Raw genomic sequence first — 18469 nt, 5'->3', positions numbered from 1 at the left:
GGATCACATGTTATTTCACATCTTAAGATAAAACTCGCGGGTTAATTGGACGAAATCGTCACTGTAACCGTCATGCGAATGAATTATTAAATGTGATTCTTGAGTATCGCAAGGCTGCTTCGCCAGTTCAAATAACAGTCGATGTACCGATTTCTTTTCTGATGGCTGTACACGACAGACTCGCGATAGATGCCAACCTTGGTGTAATGCTAGTTCAATAAACCGTTCGCTTTCGGTGATTGGTAACACAAAATTAGCTTTCCCTTGTTCATCAAGCAACTGATAGCAACGTTGTAGCAATGCGTTGTGGCGTAGCGTATCAGTGTGCCTCGCGGCTGCACGTTGACTGTGTTTCGATTGCTCGCCGCTGTTGAAGTAGGGCGGATTACAAATGATGCGTTGGAATGGATGCGTCGGCGTAAAGTCTAGTATGTCGGAATGATGCACACTCACACGATCTGACCAAGGCGACTGAACTACATTTTTTTGCGCAGCTTCAATAGCTGTTAATTCAATATCGACCGCGGTTATTTGAGCTTCTGTAAAGCGTTGGGCACACATCAGGGCAAGCAACCCGGTGCCAGTGCCAATATCGAGAATTTGAGTGTTGTTCGGGCTTTGAATCCAAGCACCAAGCATGACCCCATCAGTGCTGACGGGCATACCACTCTCGCCGCCCTCAATACAAAATTGCTTAAAATTGAAGCCTTTAGTTTTCAGTTTTTTGCTCTTCATGATTGTTTTATGTTTGCTCAATAATTAAGTGAATTTCTCTATTGTTTCTTAATTGTATAGATTGTTGTTTTGTTGGTTATTAAATTGTATTGTTAATTGATCGAGATAAAGAACTGGTCTGTTGTTTAGAACTGGTTATATCCACTGCTTTTAAGTTTGAAAACTAAATTAATATGGTGTTTTTTTCTTAAAGGTTGCCAAATGATGAGTCTTTCGTCATTATGCGGCGAAAATTTTATAGATTGAACCACGTGTACTTATTGACTTTAGGTATACAAAAAGTGGTCTAAGCATACACAACATTCATTAATTAAAAGACAAGGGTTATCTGTGAAGCAGACGTTAAAACTAACAGATATTATCGCAGTAGGCTTTATGCTATTTGCGTTCTTTTTAGGTGCTGGCAATATCATCTTTCCACCTCTAGCGGGTCAGCTAGCTGGTGAAAACTTAATGCCAGCGATGTTTGGTTTCTTGCTAACAGCGGTAGGTCTACCTCTTATTACTATCGTTGCTATTGCTGTTGCTGGTGGTTCTTGGGATCACTTAACGCAAGACCTTCCGAAAAAAGCAGCGGTTATTATGGCTGCGTTGATCTTCATCATCATCGGTCCTGCGTTTGCTGCGCCTCGTACTGGCCTAGTGGCTTACGAGATGGCGGTGAAACCTTTCTTCCTTGAAGCGTCACAAACGCATCTCACTGCATTTTCAGTGATCTTCTTTATTGCGGCGATGATGTTCTCATGGTTCCAAGGCCGTTTGATTGATCTTATCGGTAAAGTACTAACGCCGGCATTGTTCGTGGGTTTGATCATTCTTGCTGTCGCGGTATTTATTGATCCTCAAGGTGACATGCTGGGCGCGCACGGTGAGTACTTAACGCAACCACTGACCAAAGGCTTCCTAGAAGGCTACAACACAATGGATACGTTCGCGTCATTGATGTTTGGCATGCTGATGGTTGATGCACTGCGCGGTAAAGGCATTACTGAGCGTTCTGCAACCACTAAGTATCTAATCTATGCAGGTTGTATTGCCGCTGCCGGTCTTGCGTTTGTTTACATCTCACTATTCTACTTGGGCGCGACGAGTGCAACTGTTGCTGCTGGTGCAGATAACGGTGGTCTGGTACTTAGCCAATACGTTCAAGCGCTGTTTGGTCCATACGGTCAAATCGTTCTGTCTGTCATTGTATTACTAGCGTGTTTGACAACGGCTATTGGCTTGATTTCTGCGTGTTCTGACTTCTTCAGCTCGAAAACGCCACTGTCATACAAGCAATGGGTACTTATTAACGGTTCTGTTTGTGCGTTGGTTGCGAATGTCGGCCTTGCACAACTGATTTCTCTGTCAGTGCCAGTATTGTTTGCGCTGTACCCTGTGGCGATTGCGTTGGTTGCACTAACATTTGTACGCAGCAAACTGCCAAATCCACGTTTTGCTTACCGCGCGGTACTGCTTGTATCTCTGCTGTTTGCGTTGGTTGACGCGGCAAAAGTATCGGGTGTTGATGTTTCTGCGTTTAACATGCTGCCACTATTCGAAGTGGGCATGGGTTGGGTGCTTCCAACATTTGCGGCTATCGTGTGCATGTTCTTCATCGCGAAACCTCGTCCAGAGCTAGCACAAGAAACAGCGTAATAACTTCGCACTATCAAGATATTAAAAAGCCCGATGAATGACTTCATCGGGCTTTTTATTTTTTATCTTTGAAGCGTTCACACTATTAAAGTGTGTCGTGGAACTCCACAAGAACTTGTTCACACCATTTTTCGATGCGCTCATCACTCAGTTCGTACTGCGAGTCTTCATCTAACGCTAGTCCAACAAACTTGCTGCCATCTTCAATCAGTGCTTTCGATGCTTCAAATTCGTAGCCTTCATTTGGCCAGTAACCGATAAAGGTTGCGCCGGTCGCTTGTAATTCATCGTGAAGTAAGCCCATCGCGTCCAAATACCACTCACCGTAGCCTTCTTGGTCACCCAGACCAAACAGCGCGACAACTTTACCTTTTAATGGTGTTGTTGCGATGTCTTGCCAAATCGCATTCCAATCTTCTTGAATTTCACCAAAGTCCCAAGTTGAGATGCCAAGGAGTAATAAGTCGTAGTCCGCCATTAGTGATAACGGTGTCTCTTTCACATTGTGAATGTCGACAAGGTCTTCACCAATAATGGTACGAATTTTCTCTGCTGCCATTTCGGTGTAGCAGGTCGTTGAGCCGTAAAAGAGTCCGATTTTCATTATATTCATCGTTATTTGTGTTGCTGTTGTGGAAGATTCTAACCATAAATTGAGGAAGATTGCAGCGAATATCCTAAGCGGGATGATTTTTTTATGGTATTGGATCGGCAGGTGCCTTAATCTAAATACTGTAAATATAAACAGATAAGGAAGCGTTCATGACGGCACAACAGCCTGTCAATCAACAAGATTTTTCGCTTGTTGAGCAATTCTTAGATGCGATGTGGATGGAGCGTGGGCTATCAGAGAACACGCTGGCTTCCTATCGAAATGATTTGATGAAGCTGCTCACGTGGATGGAGAAACATCGCTACCGTCTTGATTTCATTAGTTTGTCTGGCTTGCAAGAATACCAAAGCTACCTTGTAGACTTGGATTACAAGCAGACGTCCCGTGCGCGTATGTTGTCGGCAATTCGCCGTTTATTCCAATACCTGCATCGTGAGAAAGTACGTGCTGATGATCCGAGTGCGCTCTTGGTCAGTCCTAAACTGCCACAACGCTTGCCCAAAGATATTAGTGAAGAGCAAGTGGACGCCTTGCTCGAAGCGCCAGACCCGAATGATCCTGTGGAATTGCGGGATAAAGCGATGCTGGAACTGCTGTATGCGACTGGTTTGCGTGTGACGGAATTGGTCAGTTTAACTATGGAAAACATTAGTTTGCGTCAAGGAGTTGTACGTGTCACAGGTAAAGGCGGTAAAGAGCGCTTAGTGCCAATGGGGGAGAACGCGGTAGATTGGATCGAGACGTTTATTCAACAAGGGCGTCCTGCGTTACTTGGTGATACATCATCTGATATTGTTTTTCCTAGCAAACGCGCAAGGCAAATGACTCGTCAGACGTTTTGGCACCGTATTAAGTACTATGCTTTGATAGCAGGGATTGACACTGAACAGCTGTCGCCGCACGTACTGCGTCATGCCTTTGCCACGCATTTATTGAACTATGGCGCAGATCTCAGGGTCGTACAGATGCTATTAGGACATAGTGACTTATCGACCACGCAAATTTATACTCACGTGGCGACTGAACGATTGAAGCAGATCCACAGTCAACACCACCCAAGAGCATAACAATGGTTAGATTCATCCATGTCTTCTTGGAAAAACGATTTTATATTAAGGTGAATTTCATGAGCGTATTACGCCGACTAACTCTGCTGACTTTACCATTTTTTGTTACCGCGTGTGGTGCAGAAGAAAGTCAGGCTAAAACGGACACTCCTGCACAGCAAGTGGCACCAGCTGCGCAAAGCAGTTTTGATGAAGCAGCATTAAAAACTAAGTTCTCAAAGCTTGGTTTATCTATCGTTGATATTCAGCCATCAGAAGTTGCTGGTTTATTGGAAATCCAAACTAATGGCGGGATCTTGTTTGCTTCAAATGATGGTAGCCATTTTATCGCCGGTACGCTTTATGCCATCAATGACGATGGTAGTTACAAAGATGTCATTGCAGAGCGCCAAGCGCCGCTTAATGCGGAGAAAATCGCGCAGTTCTCCGATAGCATGATTGAATACAAAGCCGACGATGAAAAATATGCTGTGACGGTATTTACTGATATCACTTGTGGTTACTGTGTGCGTCTGCACAGCCAAATGCAAGGCTATAACGATCTAGGCATTACAGTGCGTTACATGGCTTACCCTCGCCAAGGTGCTACTGGCCCAGTGGCAGAGCAAATGGCGACGATTTGGTGTGCTGAAGATCCAAAGTCGGCAATGCACAACGCGAAAGTGAATCGTACGTTTGATAACCCTGCGAAAGACTTAAAACAGTGTAAAGAAACCATCCAATCACATTACAATCTAGGTCGCCAATTGGGCATTTCTGGTACGCCAGCGATCTTCTTACCGAATGGCGAAATGGTTGGCGGTTACCTACCACCTGCAGAGCTATTGAAACTTTTAAAGCAACAATAATCCTTTAGGAGCAGAGCCGGCAAAGTCGCCGGCTCTTTTCAAGCATGATAGAAATTCAACGACGTCCTGAACCTGATCTTTCCCTTCTTCCTGATTCCATTCCTCCGATTCTCAAACGTATCTACATCAACCGTGGGATTACGGATCCTGCGCAACTAGAAACGTCAGCTCGTGGTTTGCATTCTTACCAAAAACTCGGGGGGATTGAGCAAGCTGTCGAGCTTTTGTTTCAGGCAATAAAAGAACAAAAACGCATCATCGTTGTCGGTGATTTTGACGCTGATGGCGCGACGAGCTCTGCATTGTCGGTGCTCGCGCTGCGTATGCTTGGTAGTCACAATGTGGACTACCTAGTACCGAATCGTTTTGAAGACGGTTATGGGTTAAGCCCAGAAGTCGTTGACCAGGCATTAGAGCTTGGCGCTGAGATGATCATGACGGTAGATAACGGTGTGTCATCAATCGAAGGCGTGCGTTATGCAAAAGAAAACGGCATTACGGTGCTCGTTACCGATCACCACTTGCCAGGACAAGTGTTGCCTGATGTGGATGCAATGGTGAATCCAAACCTTGAGAGCTGTCATTTTCCGTCTAAAGCCCTCGCTGGTGTCGGGGTCGCGTTTTATCTCATGATGGCACTATGCGTTCATATGCGAAAACACAATTGGTTTGCTGAGCAGGGCATGCAAGAGCCTAAGTTGATGGAACTGATTGACCTTGTTGCACTGGGTACCGTCGCCGACGTCGTTCCATTGGATGAAAACAACCGCATTCTTGTACACCAAGGCTTGCAACGTATTCGTGCGGGCAAAGCGCGCCCTGGCATTCAAGCATTGATTGAGGTCGCGAAGCGTGATGCGCGTCGTTTGGTGGCGTCCGATTTTGGTTTTGCTTTAGGTCCTCGTATCAATGCTGCTGGTCGCCTTGATGACATGTCATTTGGTGTTGAACTGTTGATGTGTAACAACATTCACGCCGCTCGTCGTATGGCAAGTGAACTGGATGGTTTGAACCAAACTCGTAAAGAGATTGAAGAAGGCATGAAGCAAGAAGCGATGGCTTTCTGCGAGCGTCTTCAGTTTGGTGAAGGCAGTGAGCTTCCTTACGGATTAGCCTTGTTCCAACGTGATTGGCACCAAGGTGTGATTGGTATTTTGGCCTCGCGCATCAAAGAGAAGTTTCACCGTCCAGTCATCGCATTTGCTGATGGCGGAGAAGGGACAATTAAGGGCTCGTGTCGTTCTATTCCGGGGTTACACATGCGCGATGCGTTGGATTTCATCGACACGCAAAACCCAGGTTTGATCATCAAATTTGGTGGTCACGCGATGGCGGCAGGCTTAACAATTAAAGAGCAGGATTTCGAACGTTTCAGCCGTTTATTTGATGAAGTGGTAAAAAAGGAACTCGATGAAGCGGCGCTAAAAGGCGTGATCATGTCAGATGGTGAACTTAAGCCTGAAGAATTCTCTATGCATGTCGCTGAACAGCTACGGTCTGGTGGCCCTTTTGGACAGGCCTTCCCTGAACCAATCTTTGATGGTGAGTTTAAAGTGTTGCATCAAAAGCTGGTGGGTGAGAAGCATCTTAAATTGATATTAGAGCCGCTTTACAAAGGTCATCCTACCAATGTGATGATCGATGGCATTGCATTTAATGTCGATTTGCGTCGCTGGCCGGATGCATCAGTTAAAACGGTACGTTTAGCTTACAAATTGGATGTGAATGAATTTCGTGGTAATCAATCACTGCAATTGATGATCGATCATATCGAAGCTAAGTAATATTTAGATTAACCTTTCTTATAGAGTACGGTTGCCCCTAAGAGGGTGTAAAATTTTATGACCGTGCTCTCTCTAACCGCAATCTGATTTCTCATCCGAAATTTTCCTGTATCTCGGTCACATTTTTCAGTAGAATTTCTCGGTTAAATTCTATTCTAAAATGTTGAGTAAACATGTTTGAAATCAATCCAATTAAAAACCGTCTGCAGGACGTGTCTCAGCGCACAAATGTCCTGAGGGGGTATCTTTGACTATGACGCGAAGAAAGAGCGTCTAGAAGAAGTCAACGCAGAGCTTGAACAACCTGATGTATGGAACGAGCCTGAACGTGCACAAGCACTGGGTAAAGAACGTGCATCGCTAGAAGCGGTTGTTGAAACTATTGATCAACTAGAGCAAGGTGTAGAGGACGTAGAAGGTCTTCTTGAGCTGGCTGTAGAAGAAGAAGATCAAGAAACATTTGACGAAATTGAACCAGAACTTGCTGAGTTGGAAGAGAAGCTAGAAAAGCTTGAATTCCGTCGTATGTTCTCGGGTGACCATGATAGTTCAGATTGCTACATCGATTTGCAAGCTGGCTCTGGTGGTACGGAAGCACAAGACTGGACCAACATGCTGCTGCGTATGTACCTACGCTGGGCAGAGGCGAAGGGCTTCAAAGCTGAAGTGATTGAAGTCTCTGAAGGTGAAGTTGCGGGTCTTAAGTCGGCAACAGTTCGCATCTCTGGTGAGTATGCCTACGGTTGGTTGCGCACTGAAACGGGCGTTCATCGTCTTGTTCGTAAATCTCCGTTCGATTCAGGCGGCCGTCGCCATACGTCATTTGCGTCTGCGTTTATCTATCCAGAGATTGATGAAAACATCGACATCGACATTAATCCTTCTGACCTACGCATCGACGTTTACCGTGCGTCAGGCGCAGGTGGTCAGCACGTCAACACCACAGAATCTGCGGTACGTATTACGCACGTACCAACGAACACCGTGGTTCAGTGTCAGAATGACCGTTCTCAACATAAGAACAAAGATCAGGCAATGAAACAGCTTCGAGCGAAGCTATTTGAGCTTGAATTGCAAAAGCAAAACGCGGAAAAACAAGCTAATGAAGACGCTAAGTCTGACATTGGCTGGGGTAGCCAGATCCGTTCTTACGTATTGGATGACTCACGTATTAAGGACCTCCGTACGGGCATTGAAAACCGTAATACTCAAGCGGTTCTTGATGGCGATCTGGACAAATTTATTGAAGCTAGCCTGAAATCAGGCCTATAAAGCTTTTCACCGACAAAAACAGGATACATCGAAAATGACTGATGCTGTTCAAAACGAAACTGTACTAGAAGAAAATAAGCTGATTGCTGAACGCCGCGCTAAACTGGATGAAATCCGAAAGAGCTGCAAAGCAAACGGCCACCCAAACGACTTCCGTCGTGACGCACTAGCGGGCGACCTTCAAAAAGAGTTCGGTGAAAAGACGAAGGAAGAGCTAGAAGAGCTTAACCACGTGGTTGCAATTGCTGGCCGTATTATGGCTAAGCGTGGTCCATTCCTAGTAATTCAAGAAACATCTGGCCGTATCCAAGCTTACGCTGCTAAAGACGTACAAAAAGAGCTAAAAGAGAAATACCAAGGTCTTGATATCGGTGACATCATCGGTGTTAAAGGTGCGCTGCACAAATCTGGTAAGGGTGACCTATACGTGAACATGGAAGAATACGAGTTGCTAACTAAAGCACTTCGTCCACTTCCTGAGAAGTTCCACGGTCTTACTGACCAAGAAATGCGTTACCGTCAGCGTTACGTTGATCTGATTGTGAACGAAGATTCACGTAAAGCATTTATTGTACGTTCTAAAGTAATGTCTGCAATTCGTAACTTCATGATCTCAAAACAGTTCATGGAAGTAGAAACGCCGATGATGCACGTGATCCCTGGTGGTGCAAGTGCACGCCCATTCATCACGCATCACAACGCGCTAGACATGCCAATGTACCTACGTATTGCACCTGAGTTGTACCTGAAGCGTCTAGTGGTTGGTGGCTTCGATCGCGTATTCGAAATTAACCGTAACTTCCGTAACGAAGGTCTTTCTCCACGTCATAACCCAGAATTCACTATGATGGAATTCTACATGGCGTACGCGGATTACAAAGATCTGATGGACTTTACTGAAGAACTACTAAGCTCGGTAGCGCAAGAAGTTCTAGGTTCAACATCAATGCCTTACGGTGATGAAACGGTTGAATTTGGTGGCACTTACACTCGTATGAGCATGTTTGAAGCAATCAAGCAGTACAACCCAGATCACGCGCAAATCCAAGCGCTAACCGAAGAAGATCTACAAAACCGTGAACTGATGGTTTCTATCGCGAAATCAGTACATGTTGAAGTAGAAGACTTCTGGACATGTGGTCAGCTTCTAGAAGAAATCTTCGGTGAAACAGCAGAACCTAAGCTAATGCAGCCAACGTTCATCACTGGCTACCCAGCGGACATCTCTCCACTGGCTCGCCGTAGCGATGACAACCCGTTCTTTACAGACCGCTTTGAATTTTTCATCGGCGGTCGTGAAGTAGCGAATGGCTTCTCAGAGCTTAACGATGCAGAAGATCAAGACGCGCGCTTTAAAGCACAGGTTGAAGCTAAAGAGTCTGGTGATGACGAAGCTATGTTCTACGATGCAGATTACATCACTGCACTAGAGCACGGCCTACCACCAACGGCAGGTCAAGGTATCGGTATCGACCGTCTGGTTATGCTACTGACTAACACGCACACTATCCGTGACGTGATCCTATTCCCAGCAATGCGCCCACAAGCGTAATTTGGCAGGATGATCAAAAAAACCACCTTCGGGTGGTTTTTTTATGCCTTTTAGTTAAATAAGTTCAAGTTGTTGCATTTGCTTTTTAATAGGATATGCAAATAAACATTCGCCAAATCTCAATCTATTGCATAGTCTTAATACTGAGACAGACGTGGGGGCGCGGAGTCTCGATAATGTTACCCGCTCGCAAAGATAGGTTTGTGGCGCAAAATTTCTATTAACAATGAAAAAGGGTTAGAGAATGGCTGGGCAGTTTAAGATGGATTCCATCCCGGGATCGCTTGTGGTAGTTGGCGGTACTTATGAGCCTTGGTTATCAGTACTTGAGCAAGTGGGCTGGAAGTGTCACCAAGTGGGTGACTTACGCAAAGCTAATACGTTGTTAGAGGATATTGGTCCATGTATCGGTATTGTCGATCTCAGCCATGACGAATTCAGCTTGAACGGTTTGGCGAACTTAGTCAGTTCTCACAAACACGTGCGTTGGTTAGCGTTTATTCGTGAATCTCAGCTTGGCACCGACACCATATGCCAGTTCATTGTTAACTTTTGTATCGACTTTTTCACTGCGCCAATCCCGGATGCCCAACTTTTAAGCACGATTGGTCACCAGCTTGGTATGCTCAAGTTGGAGAAAAAAGTTTGGCCTAGTTTTGGTAGCAGCTTAGACATGGGGCTGATCGGTGAATCTATCCCGATGAAGCGTTTACGCGATCAAGTAAAGCGAATCGGTCCGACGGACGTCAGTATTCTGATTTCTGGGGAAAGTGGTACAGGTAAAGAAGCGGTTGCTCGCGCTATCCACAAAGTCTCTTCACGCTCCCATAAACCGTTTATGGCAATTAACTGTCGCGCGCTCAATGAGCAACGTTTCCAGGCGGAAGTATTTGGTATTAACGCCGATGAAGATATGGAAGCATGCATGCTCGAACAAGCGGATGGCGGTACGGTGTTGTTTAATGACATTCTTACCATCTCAAAAGAGCAACAAATGAATCTGCTGAGATTCTTGCAAGAAGGCACCATTGATACCAAAGATGGTGTAAAAGCTGTCAATGTGCGCATCCTTGCGGCTAACTCGTCAGATGTAGAAAAAGCCTTGATTGACGGAGATTTTAATGAAGAGCTTTATCACTACATTAACGTATTACGCATTAATGTCCCGAGCTTAAAAGAGCGCGCGAGCGATATTTCTTTGTTAGCGCGCTACTACTTACAAGAGTTTTCTAAAGAGTATAACTCGCAAGCAAAAAGCTTTTCTGAGGATGCACTCAAGGCACTGACACGTTATTTCTGGCCAGGTAACGTACGTGAGTTGATGAACCAAGTGAAACGAGCGGTTCTGATGTCTGACAGCGTAATGATTGAAGAGCATCACCTAGATTTGCCTCAGCGTAATGACTCAAAGCGTAGTTTGAAATCGATTCGTGAGAAGAGTGAGCGTGACGCGTTACTGGTTGTTTTGGAATCTCATTCTGGTCAAGTTTCGAATGCGGCGAAGGAGCTTGGTGTTTCACGCGCGACGATGTATCGACTACTGAACAAACATAATTTGATTTCTGATCAAGCCATGTGATTTGTTCTTTCTGAAGTTAAATTGGTGAATGAATATCAGTGAAAGAGCGGCTACAAAGCCGCTCTTTTTGTTTTGTATTCAGTTTGATTTATAAAATCCGTAATTTCATATATTCCCTAGGTGAATATGTTATATAGAAAAGTATATGAAACTGAATTGCGGTGTATTGATTTGTTTTTAATCAAAAAGACAAAAAATGTTTGATATATATTCATCAAAGCTTACAATTTAACCGTAACTCAATGAGTTATACCTTTCATAAACGGATTAATTTTTAGCTAGGAGGCGCAAGATGAAACATTACGTTGTTAACACCACTGCTTGCGCTGATCGTATGCCTATCGCTCCGATGACTCTTAAGTCGGATGATACCAATACCACTGGCTCACAAGATAAAAATTAATCCGTAACCTATCTTATTTATTACTAGGCTGCGGAAAAGTAGCGGCTTAGTATCAACAGAGCGCCTCTGTTCATTTTACGCACTATTTTTCCCAGTCGAATACATCGATAATCGGAGAAAATATTATGCGTCACTCTATTTACCTACAACTGGCCACTTTGCTATTGAAAGCAGACCTTAAACGCGAAGAAAAGCAATGGCAGCGAACCATACGTCGCACTGCTCATGATGTTCCATGGACGAATGTTCATTTATTGAGAGATATTGGTTTAGATAGCGATGGTCGTTCCACACGCGCCAATGTTCCGGATGCAGTAAAAGTTGAACGTCGAGTTCGTCACCTTCGTCGAGTTTTAACGTCGCGAATAATGACGTAATCGTTAGCGTGTTGGACTGACTGAGTTGCTATCAAGTCATTCAACACGCTTAACGTGCGATATGAAGTCATACTTCATTTGATAAACAGCTGACCTTGAAGGTCAGCTGTTTTCGTTTGAGGGGAGCTTTACTGTTAAGGGCATGGATTCGAGTAGGTTGTACCAATTGCTTGAATCTCAGTAAGGAGCTCATCGCTTAGTTTTAGGTCGATACTGTCGATGTTGGCTTTTAATTGGTCGAGGTTGGTCGCGCCGATAATATTAGATGCTACAAATGGGCGCTGATTGACAAATGCGAGTGCCATTTGTGCAGGATCCAAACCATGCTCTTGGGCTAAATTGACGTAAGCTTCGGTCGCTTTTATCCCCTGAGGAGTAAAGTAGCGCGCAAAACGCTCCCACTTCGTGCATCGAGCACCCTCTGGTCTCTCACCATTCAAGTATTTGCCGCTTAGGCAGCCAAATGCCAGTGGAGAGTAGGCCAGTAGCTGGACACCTTCATAGTGGCTGATTTCAGACAAGCCCACTTCAAAGCTGCGGTTCAACAAGTTATATGGGTTTTGAATCGAGACAATGCGTGGCAAATCATGCTTTTCAGCTAAACGCAGTAATGACATCACACCCCATGGCGTTTCGTTTGATACACCGATGTAGCGTACTTTGCCTGCATTCACTAGCTCAGTCAGCGCTTCCAAGGTTTCAATTAATGTGACTTCTTCTTGCTTGTCTGGGTAAGGGTAGTTGAGTTGACCAAAGCAGTTAGTTTGACGTTGAGGCCAATGTAATTGGTATAAATCGACATAATCCGTTTGCAGGCGGTTAAGGCTGTCATCAATTGCTGTATGGATGTGGCGACGATTAAGGCTCATGTTGTCTCGGATGTGAGGGACACCGCGAGGGCCAGCCACTTTTGTTGCCAGCACAACTTTTTCACGTTTGCCGCTCTTTGCTAACCAATTCCCGATGTATTGCTCGGTGAGTCCTTGCGTTTCCGCTTTGGGAGGTACAGGGTACATCTCTGCGGTATCAATGAAATTCACCCCATGATCAAGGGCAAAGTCGAGCTGTTCAAAGGCGTCCTTTTCTGTATTTTGCTCGCCAAACGTCATGGTTCCGAGGCAGATTTTACTGATCTCAAGTGATGAGTGCGGTAGTTTTGTGTATTGCATATCACGTCCTTGAAGAGTTACCGACTAAATAAGTGATTCCAATATAGGGGATTTTTAACCGCTATCGCAAATGATTTACGTATAAAGGAAGACCAAACTCGAAAGCTATACATAGCCTAACTACACTTAAATGATCGTGTAAAGGAGGTACGTTATGCAGAAGCATCAATTGGACATGTGGTTACACGGTCCCCATAAAGATACTTATAAAACTCCCAAAGTATTTGTGATTGGGTGTTCTGATGTCTCTGACTATTTGCTAGCAGTGGAGTACAAGCATCAACTTGAGCCGATTAAAGACGGTGAAGATCCGATACATTTCGGTTCGCTAGATTTGGTGAAAGAAGAGCTGCTGAGGTTAGGGGTAGATAAAGCGTACTTAAGGCTGCACAATGCGTATGACGAATGTGGCACTGAAGAGGCAGCCTCGTACTGTGATATCGAGTTATCGCTCGTGACGCACTAAATGGTGGAAACAACATTACTCAGATGGCGTGCTGATGTAGTGCTTGAGTAAGATCTGCTCAGTAAACTGTGTTCTGAGGTAAAAACCTCGGGGCAGAGTTTTTATCGGCTTGCCATTTGAGCTATATGCTTCGGTGAGGGCATTTGCATTCGCGGCTTTAGGGCGAAGATGTAGCGCTTCTCCGTGTCTGGCGGAAATTTGATCAAATTTCCCCAAGACGATCATCTCCATTAGCTCTTCCCAGTCGTTTCGTAAAATACGCTCTTCTTCGTCGTCTGGTGACCAAATCAGTGGGCTACCAACACGTCTTTCTGCAAGTGGAATTTCTCGTTCCCCTTCCACTGGTACCCAAAGCACACGAGATAGCTTGTTTCGAACATGACTTGTTTCCCATGTAAGACCATGAACACCAGTGAGGGGAGCCACAGAAACAAAGGTTGTTTCTAAAGGTTTGCCAGAGTAACTGATCGGAATACTTTTCAACTCGATCCCTAGTTTTGCGAAATCTTGTTGAGGTTTACTGCCAGCCGGAGCGCCCAAATGCCATTCGAGTAATTGACCCACCCAACCTTTATCACGTTTTAAGTTTTCAGGAACAATCATATTCGCCTCGGCGGCCAGCTCTGCAAAGCTAAGTCCTGCCATATCATGAGCGCGTTCCAATAGCTCTGCTTCTGTTTGTGGTTCTGGTTTCATAGTCACAAGGTGGTATTACAAAAAATATAGTTTATCAAACTCCGGCCAAATCTACTGTTTAAGATTTCACCGAGGCGGTGTAAGAACGATCAATTCATAACTTATCCACAGATGGAGGAGGTATTGATAAGATCCTGACGGGGTCTGTATGAATAAACAGGGGTTAAAATGCATTTTTGGGGTTGATTTTGTTGTAATCATCTAAACGAATAGCAGGGGAGTGTGGATAAATAGCCTATTGGTGGATCTTTGACCGATCTGAGTTTGGTGAAAAGATCATCAAGAAACTGAAGATCGATTTATCGTTATTTTTAAAAATAAATACTTTTCTATCAATGTTTTATTTTTATTTTCTTGTTTCTTTATTTGTTTTGCTTTTGATGGGATTGAACTGAATTACTCATTTGAATTGAATTCTTCACAAAGTTATTCACAGAAAAGGTGAATAAATGTGGGCAATGTCTCACTCTTGTGTTGATAAGGTATGATTTGATTAAAAGATATCCAAATATGGTGAAAAGGTAATAAATCTTGCTCATATCACATCAGTAAGTTTGCTAGTAATGGGGATATGTGGAAAAATCACGGTAATAAAAAATTTATTCATAGAGGTTAGCCAGTGATAGATGGCGATGGTTACCGACTTAATGTTGGTATTGTGATATGTAATAACCATGGTCAGGTCTTCTGGGCTAAACGATACGGGCAACACTCATGGCAATTTCCACAAGGTGGAATTGACGAAGGTGAAACTCCTGAACAAGCCATGTTCAGGGAGTTATATGAAGAAGTCGGTTTAACGAAAAAAGACGTTAAGATCATTGCAACAAGTCGTCATTGGTTAAGATATAAGCTACCAAAACGATTGGTGCGTTGGGACTCCAAGCCTGTTTGTATCGGCCAAAAACAGAAATGGTTTCTGCTGAGATTAGAATGCGATGAATCTCGTATTAATATGCAACGCGGAAAATCCCCTGAATTTGATGGTTGGCGCTGGGTGAGTTATTGGTATCCAGTTAGGCAAGTTGTTTCTTTCAAGCGAGATGTTTATCGACGAGCGATGAAAGAGTTTGCATCCTTAGCCATGCCTTTTCGAGAGAGAAAAGCGAAAGGGAAAAGAAAAAAGCAACGTAGAGGATAATCATGCTCAGTCAGCTAAGGGAAATAGTTGAGAAAGTCTCCAGGGTCGATGATGTGCATCTGGCACTCGATATATTGGTGAAAGAGACTTGTGCTGCCCTTCGCACTGAGTGCTGTACTATCTATCTTGCTAATGAAGAAATGCAGCGCCTTGAGTTAATGGCAACTCAAGGCCTTATTTTTGAAGGTGATAGTATTCATATCAACTTCAATGAAGGCTTGGTTGGGTTGGTTAAACGAAGCGCAGAGCCACTCAACCTTGCCGAAGCCTCAAAACATCCCGAGTTTAAATTCTTCCCTCAACTCGGTGAACAGATTTACCACTCCTTTTTAGCCACTCCAATCATTCATCGCAAACAAGTTTTAGGTGTGTTGGTGATCCAGCAAAAAACACCGCGCTTGTTCAGTGAGATGGAAGAGTCGTTTCTTGTCACGTTATCCGCTCAGCTAGCAGTGCTTATTGCGCATGCGCAGAATCTTGGGCATTGGCAGTTGGCATCTAAACCCACGGTATTAAAAGGTTTGCCTGCATCTACTGGTGTCGCGATTGGAGAGTTTTGGTTCGACAATACCCAGCCGAGTTTATCGGATGTTTTCCCTTCGTCCACGTTAGATAAAGAACGTGAGCACGAGACATTGCTGGTGGCGATAGAGCGAGCGTTAAATGACTTTCGCCGTATGCGGAAAAAGCTGGACAGTGAAATCAACAAAGATGCGCTGGCGATCTTCGATCTGTTTACTCACTTACTGAATGATCCGATGCTTCGCGGTGATTTGAAGAAGCAGATTGAAAAAGGAGACAGGGCCGATTGGGCGTTACGCCAAGTGGTAGAATCATACTCGAATCGATTTGCCAGAATGTCGGATGTCTACATGCGCGAGAGAGCGCAAGACATCCGAGAGTTAGGGCAAAGGCTGCTCTATTTTCTGCACAACAGTGAGCAAGAAAATTCTGCAATTGATCGTCCCATTATTTTGGTGGCGAATGAACTCACAGCCACCTTGCTCGCGTCTGTACCTAAAGAGTTTTTGTTAGCCGTCGTGTCACTAGAAGGTGGCGCAAACTCTCATGCGGCTATTTTGTCTCGCGCACTTGGAGTTCCCGCAGTCATGGGCGCCAACATTAACCCGGATGTGGTGAATGGCAAACTCGGGATAGTGGATGGTTATACGGGCGAGATCTTCCTAGAGCCAAACCGTCAATTATTGCGAGAGTATCGCAGTTTAGTAAGTGAAGAGTCTGAATTGTTTGCCATGGTAAACAAGGACCTCGCACTCCCTGCGGTTACGCAAGATAATCACCATATCGAAATTATGCTGAATGCAGGACTCAGTGCAGACAGTAATATTGCCATCAATACAGGTGTTGATGGTGTTGGGTTGTACCGAACTGAGATTGCATTTTTACTTCAGCATCACTTTCCGTCAGAAGATGAGCAGTATCATCAATACCAAGCGATACTCAACAGTTATCCGAATCAACGAGTGGTGATGCGCACTTTGGATATTGGTGGTGACAAACCTTTGCCATATTTGCCCATCGAAGAAGATAATCCGTTTTTAGGCTGGCGTGGCATTCGTTTTACATTGGATCACCCAGATATTTTCTTGATCCAGCTGCGTGCAATGTTAAGGGCGAGTGCTGAAAGCGGAAACTTAAGTATCTTATTGCCAATGGTGTCAGGGGTAAAAGAGCTAGACGATGCCATTAGCTTGATTAATCAAGCTCACAGCGAAGCCGTGTTGCTTGATGATAGAATTCAGTTCCCACAAGTTGGGGTCATGATCGAAGTGCCATCAATGGTGTATTTATTGCCAACGATTGCTCACCGTGTTGATTTTGTTTCTGTCGGGACAAACGATTTAACCCAGTATTTATTAGCAGTTGATAGGAACAATTCGCGCGTCGCGGATGTCTATGAATCTATGCATCCTGCGGTACTGTTAGCGCTTAAGCAAATCCATGACGTGTGCGATAAGTATCAGGTGCCAGTGTGTATTTGTGGTGAGTTAGCTGGCGACCCATTTGGCGCTCTTCTCTTACTTGGGTTAGGGTATACCAGTTTGAGTATGAACACCTCCAACGTGGCTAAGGTGAAATATTTGATTCGTCATAGCCAACAAGAAGAATTAGAAAAATTAGCGGAGCAAGCAATGACAAAGTCCTACGGGGAGGACATTCATCAAATGATGCATGACTTCTTCATCCAACAGGGTTTTGCGGGCTTTATCCGTGCAGGTAAAAAGTAGGAAATCGTGACCGTCTCTTTATTTTTGTTATTGTTGGCGCTAGGCGCTTTTGTGGGTGTGATGGCGGGGTTACTCGGTATCGGTGGTGGTTTGATTGTTGTTCCTGCCTTGTTGTATTTGCTTCCTCTTGCTGGAATCTCTCCAGAAATGAGTATGCACATGGCCCTAGCCACTTCGTTAGCGAGTATTATTGTCACGTCAGGCTCATCGGCGATGAATCACCTTAAGCTCGGCAATGTCGATATGTTCGTCGTAAAATGGTTGATGCCAGGTGTGGTTATAGGTGGTTTTGTCGGTGCCAATATTGCTGAGTGGATCCCTACGCACTACTTGCCGAAAGTATTTGGTGTCATTGTTCTTTGCCTGTCAGTACAAATGTTCCGTTCCATTAAAGTTACGAGCAGTAAACCTATGCCGAGCAGCCCGGTGACCGTTGCGTATGGCACGGGGATTGGCGTCGTATCAAGCCTTGCTGGTATTGGTGGCGGTTCACTATCGGTCCCATTTTTAAATAAACACGGGATAGAAATGCGTAAAGCGGTAGGTTCATCTTCCGTTTGTGGTTGCGTGATTGCTATTTCTGGTATGATCGGTTTTATCTTACATGGCTATAAAGTAGAAGGCTTGCCTTCATACAGTATTGGCTATGTTTATCTTCCCGCTTTATTAGCAATTGCCATGGCCTCGATGCTCACAACAAAAGTGGGCGCAAAGCTGGCAACTAACCTTCCAACTGCGGTATTAAAAAAGATATTCGCGGTGTTCTTAATGTTTGTAGCAGCGACCATGCTGCTCTAAGTTTGTACCCAAGTCATTCTCGCTGAACCAAGCATCTAGAGGTTACTTGGGTATATTTATTTTGTTGTGATAAGAAGAG

At 44.6% G+C, this 18469-nt stretch carries 16 protein-coding genes; 12 read left to right on the top strand and 4 right to left on the bottom strand.

All coding sequences use genetic code 11. From position 1 onward, the window contains the following. Positions 1-15: 15 nt before the first annotated feature. Positions 16-735, bottom strand: a complete 720-nt coding sequence (locus OO778_RS13990) for a tRNA1(Val) (adenine(37)-N6)-methyltransferase (protein WP_005396289.1) — start codon at positions 733-735, stop codon at positions 16-18. 330 nt (positions 736-1065) lie between these two features. Here OO778_RS13990 and brnQ point away from each other — a divergent pair, with 330 nt between their 5' ends. Then, entirely contained in the window at positions 1066-2376 is a 1311-nt protein-coding gene (brnQ, locus tag OO778_RS13985; RefSeq protein ID WP_006742676.1) for a branched-chain amino acid transport system II carrier protein, read from the top strand. An 85-nt stretch (positions 2377-2461) separates the two neighbouring features. On the opposite strand, the gene fldB is transcribed toward brnQ, so the two are convergent. Next, entirely contained in the window at positions 2462-2980 is a 519-nt protein-coding gene (gene fldB, locus OO778_RS13980) for a flavodoxin FldB (protein ID WP_005397338.1), read from the bottom strand. A 158-nt stretch (positions 2981-3138) separates the two neighbouring features. On the opposite strand from fldB, the gene xerD reads away from it, so the two are divergent. The 7 genes from xerD to OO778_RS13945 all read left to right on the top strand — a co-directional run bounded on the left by xerD (position 3139) and on the right by OO778_RS13945 (position 11871). Beyond that, positions 3139-4056 (top strand): site-specific tyrosine recombinase XerD, encoded by a 918-nt coding sequence (xerD, locus tag OO778_RS13975; RefSeq protein ID WP_005397336.1) that lies wholly within the window; start codon positions 3139-3141, stop codon positions 4054-4056. 59 nt (positions 4057-4115) lie between these two features. Next, positions 4116-4904 carry a bifunctional protein-disulfide isomerase/oxidoreductase DsbC gene (gene dsbC / locus OO778_RS13970; protein ID WP_074192054.1) on the top strand — a complete coding sequence of 263 codons (789 nt, stop codon included), beginning with the start codon at positions 4116-4118 and terminating at the stop codon, positions 4902-4904. A gap of 44 nt (positions 4905-4948) precedes the next feature. Further along, entirely contained in the window at positions 4949-6688 is a 1740-nt protein-coding gene (gene recJ / locus OO778_RS13965; RefSeq protein ID WP_005397332.1) for a single-stranded-DNA-specific exonuclease RecJ, read from the top strand. A 173-nt stretch (positions 6689-6861) separates the two neighbouring features. Beyond that, positions 6862-7960, top strand: a protein-coding gene (gene prfB, locus OO778_RS13960; RefSeq protein WP_100068604.1) for a peptide chain release factor 2 whose coding sequence is annotated in 2 segments (ribosomal slippage) — positions 6862-6936 and positions 6938-7960 — 1098 coding nt in all. Because the reading frame shifts where the segments join, the coding sequence is not laid out codon by codon here. A 34-nt stretch (positions 7961-7994) separates the two neighbouring features. Then, complete coding sequence (gene lysS / locus OO778_RS13955; protein WP_005397328.1) at positions 7995-9512, top strand: lysine--tRNA ligase; 1518 nt, start codon at positions 7995-7997, stop codon at positions 9510-9512. Between the two features lie 244 nt (positions 9513-9756). Then, positions 9757-11091, top strand: a complete 1335-nt coding sequence (gene vpsR, locus OO778_RS13950) for a cyclic-di-GMP-binding transcriptional regulator VpsR (protein WP_046873964.1) — start codon at positions 9757-9759, stop codon at positions 11089-11091. Between the two features lie 528 nt (positions 11092-11619). Then, on the top strand, positions 11620-11871 hold the full coding sequence (locus tag OO778_RS13945) for a hypothetical protein (protein ID WP_005397324.1): 252 nt from the start codon (positions 11620-11622) through the stop codon (positions 11869-11871). Between the two features lie 134 nt (positions 11872-12005). On the opposite strand, the gene OO778_RS13940 is transcribed toward OO778_RS13945, so the two are convergent. Next, a complete protein-coding gene (locus OO778_RS13940; RefSeq protein ID WP_047009105.1) occupies positions 12006-13040 on the bottom strand; it encodes an NADP(H)-dependent aldo-keto reductase in 1035 nt (344 codons plus the stop codon). Positions 13041-13194: 154 nt separating this feature from the next. Between OO778_RS13940 and OO778_RS13935 the strand changes: the two genes are divergently transcribed. Beyond that, the gene (locus OO778_RS13935; protein ID WP_005397320.1) at positions 13195-13506 is read left to right on the top strand and encodes a DUF6482 family protein; all 312 of its coding nucleotides are present in this window, start codon (positions 13195-13197) and stop codon (positions 13504-13506) included. Positions 13507-13521: 15 nt separating this feature from the next. Here OO778_RS13935 and mutH read toward each other — a convergent pair whose 3' ends face one another. Beyond that, on the bottom strand, positions 13522-14202 hold the full coding sequence (gene mutH / locus OO778_RS13930; RefSeq protein ID WP_264910084.1) for a DNA mismatch repair endonuclease MutH: 681 nt from the start codon (positions 14200-14202) through the stop codon (positions 13522-13524). A gap of 619 nt (positions 14203-14821) precedes the next feature. On the opposite strand from mutH, the gene rppH reads away from it, so the two are divergent. Genes rppH through OO778_RS13915 form a run of 3 tightly spaced genes read left to right on the top strand, consistent with a single transcriptional unit; the run spans position 14822 to position 18390 of the window. Further along, on the top strand, positions 14822-15343 hold the full coding sequence (gene rppH / locus OO778_RS13925) for an RNA pyrophosphohydrolase (RefSeq protein WP_005381953.1): 522 nt from the start codon (positions 14822-14824) through the stop codon (positions 15341-15343). 2 nt (positions 15344-15345) lie between these two features. Beyond that, the gene (ptsP, locus tag OO778_RS13920; RefSeq protein ID WP_047009107.1) at positions 15346-17592 is read left to right on the top strand and encodes a phosphoenolpyruvate--protein phosphotransferase; all 2247 of its coding nucleotides are present in this window, start codon (positions 15346-15348) and stop codon (positions 17590-17592) included. A 6-nt stretch (positions 17593-17598) separates the two neighbouring features. Continuing rightward, positions 17599-18390, top strand: a complete 792-nt coding sequence (locus OO778_RS13915) for a sulfite exporter TauE/SafE family protein (RefSeq protein WP_006743341.1) — start codon at positions 17599-17601, stop codon at positions 18388-18390. Positions 18391-18469 lie beyond the last annotated feature (79 nt).

It is taken from the genome of Vibrio sp. STUT-A16 (genome assembly GCF_026000495.1).
Classification (GTDB): domain Bacteria; phylum Pseudomonadota; class Gammaproteobacteria; order Enterobacterales; family Vibrionaceae; genus Vibrio; species Vibrio diabolicus.
Note: the sequence above shows the minus strand (reverse complement) of the source record. Positions and strands in the feature narration are given on the sequence as shown.